The organism is Paenibacillus sp. Soil766, from assembly GCF_001428105.1.
Classification (GTDB): Bacteria; Bacillota; Bacilli; order Paenibacillales; family NBRC-103111; genus Paenibacillus_E.
The window spans coordinates 370592-379461 of the sequence record NZ_LMSJ01000054.1 but is presented as its reverse complement, the minus strand read 5'-3'; the positions used below and the strand labels follow the sequence as shown (position 1 = coordinate 379461).

Sequence of the window (8870 nt, the reverse complement as noted above, 5' to 3'; positions counted from 1 at the left end):
GTCAAGGAGCCGCTGTAAGTCGAAAAAATCGACTTACAGGTCGCCAAACGCGTCAAGGAGCCGCTGTAAGTCGAAAAAATCGACTTACAGGTCGCGGAGCGCGTCAAGGAGCCGCTGTAAGTCGAAAAAATCGACTTACAGCTCGCGGAGCGCGTCAAGGAGCTACTGAAAGTCGAAAAAATCGACTTACAGCTCGCCAAACGCGTCAAGGAGCCGCTGTAAGTCGAAAAAATCGACTTACAGGTCGCCAAACGCGTCAAGGAGCCGCTGTAAGTCGAAAAAATCGACTTACAGGTCGCCAAACGCGTCGAGGAGCTACTGTAAGTCGAAAAAATCGACTTACAGGTCGCCGAGCGCGTCAAGGAGCCGCTGTAAGTCGAAAAAATCGACTTACAGGTCGCCAAACGCGTCAAGGAGCCGCTGTAAGTCGAAAAAATCGACTTACAGGTCGCCAAACGCGTCGAGGAGCTACTGTAAGTCGAAAAAATCGACTTACAGGTCGCCAAACGCGTCAAGGAGCTACTGTAAGTCGAAAAAATCGACTTACAGGTCGCCAACGCGTCAAGGAGCTACTGTAAGTCGAAAAAATCGACTTACAGGTCGCGGAGCGCGTCAAGGAGCCGCTGTAAGTCGAAAAAATCGACTTACAGGTCGCAGAGCGCGTCAAGGAGCCGCTGTAAGTCGAAAAAATCGACTTACAGGTCGCCAACGCGTCAAGGAGCTACTGTAAGTCGAAAAAATCGACTTACAGGTCGCCAAACGCGTCAAGGAGCCGCTGTAAGTCGAAAAAATCGACTTACAGCTCGCCGTGCACTCTCGCCGTGCACTCTCGCCGCGCACTTTCGCCGCGCGGAAAGCTACTGCACCGTATGGTGCTTCGGCCGGAACTCGCTTGGCGACTGGCCTGTCCAGCGGCGGAATTGCCGCGAGAAGTGGCTAGCGGATTGAAAACCAAGCTTATCGGCTATGTGATTCATCGACAAATGCGTTGTAACGAGCAGTTCTTTGGCCTGCTTCAGCTTTAGCTGGCTGACATACTGGCGCGGTGATAGCCCGTACACCTTGGAGAACAGCTTGCTGCACTGGCTGCGACTCATATTCAGCTCTTTGGCGATCCCCGCGACGGAAGCTTCCTCACCCAGACCAAGGGACAACTTCTCCTCGATCGCATGTGCGACGTCAGTTGAGAATAACGAGGCATCACGGTTCGTTGCACTCGTACTATCACGCGTTGTCCTTACTCCCGCGCTTTGCTGGGCTCGAAGCAATGCAAGCACGTCGTGAATGATAAGCAGCGTGTAGGACTGCAGCAACAGCTTATCCTCGAAGAGCAGCTGTGGTGGCTGAGCCTGCCCAGTATCCTGCTCTAACAGACGGTTACGCGCCACAACGGCTTCTAATTCACCTACGTAGTTGCAAAGCTTGCTCGTAGAAGCTTCTTTTTGACGGATCAACTGGTAGGGTGTTGCCGCTAGTAGATTGCGAATTTCCGTATCGTCGAGATCGAAGTGGACATTGAAATAGCCATAATGAACAGCTGACTGGTTAGCAGATTGATGTCGGACACCAGACTTAATAAGCAGCCAGTCGCCTGCGAACATGGTGATCGATTGGCGATTAATTTCATGCTGAACTTCGCCCTCCGAACAGTATAGCAGCTCAAATAAATGATGATGATGCCTCGGATAAGCCCACCCTGGGGGCTTCAGCCCAAAGTGACAACCGACGACCTGCAACGTTTGAATCATATTGGGAAAACGGTAAATATCTCTATACAAATCCTCCATACGGAATGCCCCCAGTTAGCGTTTGATCGGTAATTATGCTGTCTCCATAATAACATTCTTTGGCACATTTGGTATAGAACTTGCGTTATTTGGCGATTGAGTAGAAGAGTAGGAATGGGCGATGATGAGAGCAGAAGAAAGACCACTTTTACGGATAATTCGGAGGGATCATCGTGGCGATTTTAACAGCGGGAAACAAGCAATTTCTACTGGATGGGGAGCCCATCCAACTCTTGTCAGGAGCTATTCATTATTTTCGCGTAGTACCAGCCTATTGGGAAGACCGATTGTTGAAGTTAAAAGCTTGCGGTTTCAATACGGTTGAGACGTATTTACCTTGGAACTTGCATGAACCGAAGGAAGGCGAATTCAACTTTAGCGGCCTCGCGGACGTGGAGGCATTCGTGAAGCTGGCAGGAAACCTCGGTCTGCATGTGATCGTGCGGCCTAGTCCTTACATTTGTGCGGAGTGGGAGTTTGGCGGGTTGCCGGCTTGGCTGCTTCAATATCCCTCAATGAAATTACGTTGTATGGACGCTATGTATTTGCAAAAAGTCGATCGCTATTACGACGAGTTGATCCCTCGTTTGAAGCCGCTGCTGAGCACGAATGGCGGGCCGATTCTAGCTGTGCAAATTGAGAATGAATATGGCAGCTACGGGAACGATACTGCGTATTTAACCTATTTAAGAGACGGCTTAATAAGTCGTGGAGTGGATGTGCTGCTATTTACCTCAGACGGTCCCGAGGATGGGATGCTGCAAGGTGGTACGGTGCCAGGAACGCTGGCTACGGTTAATTTCGGCTCACAGCCGGAAACGGCTTTTGGGAAATTCCGTCAATATCGCGAGGATGAGCCGCTTTTCTGCATGGAGTACTGGAACGGGTGGTTTGACCACTGGTTGAAGCCCCATCACACGAGGGACGCTGGAGATGTTGCGGATGTGTTTGATCGAATGCTGCGAGCAGGTGCCTCGGTGAATTTCTACATGTTCCACGGTGGAACGAACTTCGGCTTCTACAACGGTGCGAACTACCAAGAGAAGTATGAAGCGACAATTACGAGCTATGATTACGATTCACCCTTGTCCGAATGCGGTGATGTGACGGAGAAATATAGCGCGATTCGCAAGGTGGTTGCCAACTATTTGGGGAAAAGCATAGAAGAACTCCCTGCGCTGCCTGCGCCAATTCAGAAGAAGGGCTATGGGCACATTGCTTTGACGGAAAAGGCTGATTTGCTGGAATCTCTCTCCTATCTAGCGAAACCAATCCAACATGTTTCTCCAGTCTCGATGGAGCTTATAGGGCAAGATTATGGCTTCATCGTCTACTCGACGAGGGTGTCTGGACCTCGAATCGGCGAAAGTTTGCATCTTCAAGAGGTACACGATCGTGCACAAGTATTCTTGGATGGCGTGTATCAGGGCACGGTAGAGCGATGGGATCCACGTCCACTCCAGATGGACATTCCTGCTGAGGGCGCGAAGCTGGATATCGTTGTCGAGAACATGGGACGCGTTAATTATGGTCCACGTCTCCGTGATTACAAAGGCATTACAGAAGGTGTGCGAATGAATAATCAGTTCCTTTTTGACTGGACTATCCATCCACTCCCACTAGACAAACTAGCAGCGATTCCTTTCGCGCGTGAGGAGGCGGAGGTTGAGACAGACGTTGGGGCCGAAGGTCAAGGTACAACAACGGACACAGCGAATAAAACCCTAGATCGTCCGACCCTCTATCGCGGGGAATTCCTTGTAGATGAAACAGGAGATACGTTCGTCAAGTTGGCAGGCTGGTCCAAAGGTGTCGTGTGGATCAACGGCTTCAACCTCGGTCGATTCTGGGAAAAAGGCCCCCAAAACACGCTGTATCTGCCAGCTCCTTTATTAAAAACAGGATGCAACGAGATCATCGTCTTGGAGCTGCATCACACGGAGAAGGCCATCATTGAACTGACGGATACGCCTGATTTGGGGTGATTCCATAGAAGTGAAGAAGCACCTTCGGCTGAAATTTGCGGCTGGAGGTGCTTTTTAATTTAGATGGGCGATAGGCAGATTTCGTGGGAGCAAGTGGGAAGTTTTTTAGAAGGATCCCCGAGCACAAACGTGCGAAAAGGCAACCTTTTGGGAAATAGGAGGCGTAAGAAGGGTGTGAGCCTTAGTGATGTTTTTCATCACTAAAGGGTGAAAGGCCAGGTAGTGTGTGAGCCTTAGTGATGTTTTTCATCACTAAAGAGTGAAAGGCCAGGTAGTGTGTGAGCCGTAGTGATGTTTTTCATCACTAAAACGCGAAAGGCCAGATAGTGTGTGAGCCTTAGTGATGTTTTTCATCACTAAAACGCGAAAGGCCAGCTAGTGTGTGTGCCTTAGTGATGTTTTTCATCACTAAAGGGTGAAAGGCCAGCTAGTGTGTGTGCATTAGTGATGTTTTCCATCACTAAAGAGCGAAAGGCAAATTTGACGTGTATATCGATGGCGGCTTCTCAGTATCAGGTGGAGGTTTATGAAGCGACGGGGCTGAGCGGCACGATTCCGATTTTCATCAATCAAGTGGGGCAAGTGAATACATATTGCAGGATCTCCATGTAAACCGCTCTGGCCACAAGCCAGGGCGGTTTTTCTCATGGTTGTATCTGGATAATCCCCCGAAACGGGTAAATACTAACGGAAATGTATGTGGACGGAGGGGGCGAGTATGGAAATGCAGCAGGATTCTTTGCAGATCTCTGAGGAGATCGAGGTGAATATACAGAACCTATACCAATATTTCCATTCTTCCGACGATGTGCGCTCCAGGGAATTCACCATGCAAAGCCTAAAGGGAAGTCTTCTTTATTTATCAACAATTACGGATACAGATAAACTGCAGTCAGATATTCTGAAACCATTGCTGCAATCCGGGGAAGGCCGTCTTGAGGACGTACTTCCTATTCTGGATGTGGAACTTGTTACCGATTTGAAGTCTGCTGCAACAGGGATGCTGCAAGGAAAGTGTGCTATTCTGCTCGAGCAAAGAATGGATATTGTATTGGTAGATGCAAGTGCAAAGGTCGCACACAGCGTGGGTGAATCGCAAAATGAACAAACGATTCGCGGATCACATGTTGGATTCGTGGATGATGTTTATATCAATGGGCAGCTGGTTCATCAACGATTGAAAAATGTGAACCTGGTTGAGCGGCATTTCACCTTAGGTTCAGAAAGTCCAACGAACGTGAAGTTGTTATATATGTGTGATATTGCCGACATGAAGGTTGTTGACGATATTATCGCCAACTTGCTCACGAATCAGGCAACCTTCATTAAATCGGGGGGACAAATTACCGATCGGTTGGAAGGCAGTCATTTATCGCCATTCCCACAATTGCTTTTTACTGAAAGACCCGACACGACCGTTTCACATTTAATGGAAGGACGAATAGCACTACTCATAGATGGAAGTTCGTTCGCGACGATTCTGCCCGTTACATTCTTTATGTTTTTTCAAGCGGCAGATGATTTTAATGCCAGGTGGTGGAACGGGACATTTTTTCGCATTCTTCGACTCATCAGCGTCATGATCGGGATCGCACTGCCTTCTGTATATATCTCTATTGTCTCGAATCATTTTGATATATTGCCCATAGATTTGGTGTTTTCATTGAAGGCTTCATTGGAAAATATCCCGTTCAACCCCCTCATGGAAGCGATGTTCATGATAACCGTGTTAGAGCTTCTACGAGAAGCCGCAATCCGATTGCCGAAATCAATTGCAGCTACGCTGTCAATCGTCGGAGGTCTCGTGATTGGAAGTGAAGTTGTGAACGCGAATTTAGTTTCCACGACGATGATTGTTGTCATTTCATTGACAGCCGTAGCATCTTTCAGTTTGCCATCACATGAAATGCGCCTTGCGATTCGACTCATCTCTTTCCCCATCATGATTGCATCCGCGATGCTCGGTTTTGCGGGTATCGCCTTTAGTTTCAGTTTCTTGTTCATGCATCTAAGTAAACTCGAAACATTTGGCGTGCCCTACTTCTATCCCTTTACGCCGTTCGAACCAAGACGCATTCTAACTACGCTTGTTCAATTACCGAAACGAATCTTCGGTAGTAAAGCGCCTGATAGGAGGGCATCATGACTAGGGTTCAATTATTTGCTTTCATTTTGCAAACGCAGATCGGTATCGCTGTGCTTTCTTTCCCTTATGATTTGCATAAAGCTGCGGGTGCAGACGGATGGATTTCTGTTCTCGTGGCTGGCGTCGGTGTACAGCTGCTTCTGCTGGGTTATGCCCTATTATGTCAAAGATTTCCGCGGCAAAATCTGTATCAATTCGCACCTCTCATTGTGGGCAAATGGCTTGGGAATACGCTCAACGCGGTATATATTTTACATTTTACATTTACGAGCTGTCTGATTTTATTGATGGAAATGATGTTCGTAGAGTTATGGATATTGCCTCAAACGAACCCGGGGCTCATCATCGTCGCGAATTGTATCGTGTGCATATACATGGCCAAGGAGAATATTCGGGTTATTGCTCGTTACAACGTGTTAATTTCGCTATTAATTATTGTAATGCTGGCTATCATGCTGACGAACTTTAGAAATATGGATTACCGATACCTGCTGCCGATTGGACAAGGGGGATTCCACACCATTTTGTTGGGGGTCAAAAGCTCTGTGCTTTCTTTTCTGGGATTTGAAGTGGTTTTAGTGCTGAATTCCGATATTCAAGCCCAAGGAAAGAGCTTAATTCCACCTATTTTGTGGGCAAATGGCCTGGCAACCTTCTTCTTTTTGACCATGGTTCTCATCTGTTATTTGAACTTTAATCCTGAAGCGCTTGATTTCATTCCACAACCCGTGCCGTACTATCTCAATGGGATTTCCCTACCGTTTCTTGAACGATTGGATCTGCTTTTTCTTTCCATCTGGCTAGTGAAAGTAACGTCAACACAGATCAGCTACCTCTACAGCGCAGGGAAAGGATTAGGGTTACTATTACACAACAATGAGCACAAAAAAGTCATCTATTATCTTGTCCCTCTAGTCTGTTTAACTGGGGTATTCTGGCGATCGGAGAATCGCATTCAAGTCTTAGAGCAAATCACCCAATTTGATAGTCTTATCATTCTTGGGATTCCGATTGTACTCTTACTATTAGCTTGGTTGAGAGGGAAGAGGGGACAATTGCCGATATGAGAAAGCTTGTAATCGGATGCCTTAGTCTACTGTTACTTTCGGGTTGCAACTATCGGAATGAGCTTAAAAACTTACAGCTTATCTATGCAGCCTCGATTGATACCAATGAGCAAAATGAGATTGTCACTACAGTAACCATTCAGTCTCCTGGGGGCAAGGAACGAACAGCGCCGGTTCATGAGGTGTTATCCGCAACGGGACCAACGCTGCAAGATGCGTTATTTAAAAAAATTGGCTTGCAAATAGCAGGTCCGATAGGTACTTCCAAAAATCAAGTCATGCTGATCGGCGAGAAACTGGCAAGAAAAGATGTAGCACAGATTTTGGACGCTTCCTTTCGGAGTTCTAATGTTCCTATGCTAGCTAAAGTGGCTATTGTTCGCGGGAAAGCTGGAGATTTGATTCGCCTTGATCGTGTTGGTTCTGCAACGGCTGGCGAATATTTGCGGAAAATCCTGAGAAGTGCTAAATATGAAACGCTGATACCATCTATGACGTTGCATTCACTTTACCCCATGCTGCATGATTCCGGACGGGATCCCGCTATTCCGATTCTGAGAAAGGATTCCGATAAAGCTGTGGTTGATGGCTTGGCTCTTATGCATGCCCGCAAATATACAGGCCATTCCTTATCCCCCGAGCAATCCATGTTGTATTTATTAATGAACGGGGAGAAAGATGACATTTGTGTGATCACAAGGGATATCGAGGAGGATTCTTCCAATGGCAAAAATAAACCCTCTGATTATTTAGCACTTAACATAACGAATTTAAAGCGAAAAAAAGAGGTCTGGGTTGACGCGGAGGGGCATGTGCAGATTCAGATCAACTTAAATATGAAGGGTAGAGTCATTGAATATGCCAAGGAAGACCTAGGAGATAAGCAAACGATCGAACGATTGAGTAAGCGCTTCTCTGAGGTATTAACGGAAGAAGGGAATGAGATATGTAAGCTGCTACAGCAGGCAAACTCTGATACCTTGGGGATCGCTCGGGATGTAATGGCATTTTACCCGGAGGAGTGGAAAAAGATGGACTGGGAGAAAGACTATTCGAAGGCGAATTTCAAAATTGCGATGAAAGTGGAGATTATCGGGCATGGGATTATCAATTAGTGAAGCAGGTATCCTAAAGTATACCCGGTATCTTTAAAGTGCCTACTTCCAGTGTGCCAAAATAATCGTTATACTGATGTAGTTACGTTAAGTAAGTAATTCACTTAATTTTAGGAGGTAACAAAGATGTCGAATGAGCAACTGAAAATTGGTATTATTCTTGGCAGCACCCGTCAAGGTCGTGTTAGCCCTCAAGTAGGCGAATGGGTTAAGCAAATAGCTGACGGACGCGGAGATGCTGAGTACGAAATAGTTGATATTGCCGAATATAAACTGCCATTCTTTGGTGAAGGTACGGGGCAAGAGCCTGGACTTGCAGCATGGAATACAAAGCTTGAGAGCCTGGATGGTTTCGTATTCGTTGTCCAAGAATATAATCACAGTATTACAGGTGCTTTGAAGAATGCCTTGGACTCCGCACGTGAGCCGTGGAATAACAAAGCCGCTGGTATCGTGAGCTACGGTTCTACAGGTGGTGCGCGTGCAGCTGAACATCTGCGTGGCATTCTAGGTGAGCTATTGGTAGCAGACGTTCGTGTGCATCCAACATTCTCCTTGTTTACAGATTTCGAGAACTTCTCCGTATTCAAGCCTGCTGATCTACACAAAGACAACGTGAATGCGATGCTCGATCAAGTGAAAGCTTGGAGCGGCGCACTAAAAACGTTAAGATAAATAAAGGAATAGAAATACCCCACAGGGATGAGCTGTGGGGTTATTTTTTGTGGGGAAGGACATAAGGATGGGAGCGAGTTCTAGATGATGGCTTT

At 46.9% G+C, this 8870-nt stretch carries 7 protein-coding genes; 6 read left to right on the top strand and 1 reads right to left on the bottom strand.

The features are described 5' to 3' along the window. The coding region (locus tag ASG89_RS37050; RefSeq protein ID WP_162259746.1) for a hypothetical protein at positions 1–578 on the top strand (578 nt) is incomplete at its 5' end. Between the two features lie 279 nt (positions 579–857). Here ASG89_RS37050 and ASG89_RS31135 read toward each other — a convergent pair. After that, positions 858–1787: an AraC family transcriptional regulator gene (locus tag ASG89_RS31135; RefSeq protein ID WP_057315218.1), complete on the bottom strand. Its 930-nt coding sequence runs from the start codon at positions 1785–1787 to the stop codon at positions 858–860. 173 nt (positions 1788–1960) lie between these two features. Here ASG89_RS31135 and ASG89_RS31130 point away from each other — a divergent pair, with 173 nt between their 5' ends. From ASG89_RS31130 to ASG89_RS31110, 5 genes are all read left to right on the top strand, one after another. After that, positions 1961–3772 (top strand): glycoside hydrolase family 35 protein, encoded by a 1812-nt coding sequence (locus tag ASG89_RS31130; RefSeq protein WP_235549989.1) that lies wholly within the window; start codon positions 1961–1963, stop codon positions 3770–3772. 718 nt (positions 3773–4490) lie between these two features. Next, a complete protein-coding gene (locus ASG89_RS31125) occupies positions 4491–5918 on the top strand; it encodes a spore germination protein (protein WP_057315216.1) in 1428 nt (475 codons plus the stop codon). Then, on the top strand, positions 5915–6985 hold the full coding sequence (locus ASG89_RS31120; RefSeq protein ID WP_057315215.1) for a GerAB/ArcD/ProY family transporter: 1071 nt from the start codon (positions 5915–5917) through the stop codon (positions 6983–6985). The genes ASG89_RS31125 and ASG89_RS31120 overlap by 4 nt, the downstream gene beginning before the upstream one ends. Continuing rightward, complete coding sequence (locus ASG89_RS31115; RefSeq protein WP_057315214.1) at positions 6982–8100, top strand: Ger(x)C family spore germination protein; 1119 nt, start codon at positions 6982–6984, stop codon at positions 8098–8100. The genes ASG89_RS31120 and ASG89_RS31115 overlap by 4 nt, the downstream gene beginning before the upstream one ends. 126 nt (positions 8101–8226) lie before the next feature. Continuing rightward, a complete protein-coding gene (locus tag ASG89_RS31110) occupies positions 8227–8775 on the top strand; it encodes an NADPH-dependent FMN reductase (protein WP_056617739.1) in 549 nt (182 codons plus the stop codon). The last annotated feature ends 95 nt before the right edge of the window (positions 8776–8870 follow it).

Excerpts from the sequence above, each read along its gene's own strand:
- ASG89_RS31125 (WP_057315216.1), top strand. The coding sequence starts at position 4,491 with ATGGAAATGCAGCAGGATTCTTTGCAGATCTCTGAGGAGATCGAGGTG.
- ASG89_RS31135 (WP_057315218.1), bottom strand. The coding sequence starts at position 1,787 with ATGGAGGATTTGTATAGAGATATTTACCGTTTTCCCAATATGATTCAA.
- ASG89_RS31115 (WP_057315214.1), top strand. The coding sequence starts at position 6,982 with ATGAGAAAGCTTGTAATCGGATGCCTTAGTCTACTGTTACTTTCGGGT.
- ASG89_RS31120 (WP_057315215.1), top strand. The coding sequence starts at position 5,915 with ATGACTAGGGTTCAATTATTTGCTTTCATTTTGCAAACGCAGATCGGT.
- ASG89_RS31110 (WP_056617739.1), top strand. The coding sequence starts at position 8,227 with ATGTCGAATGAGCAACTGAAAATTGGTATTATTCTTGGCAGCACCCGT.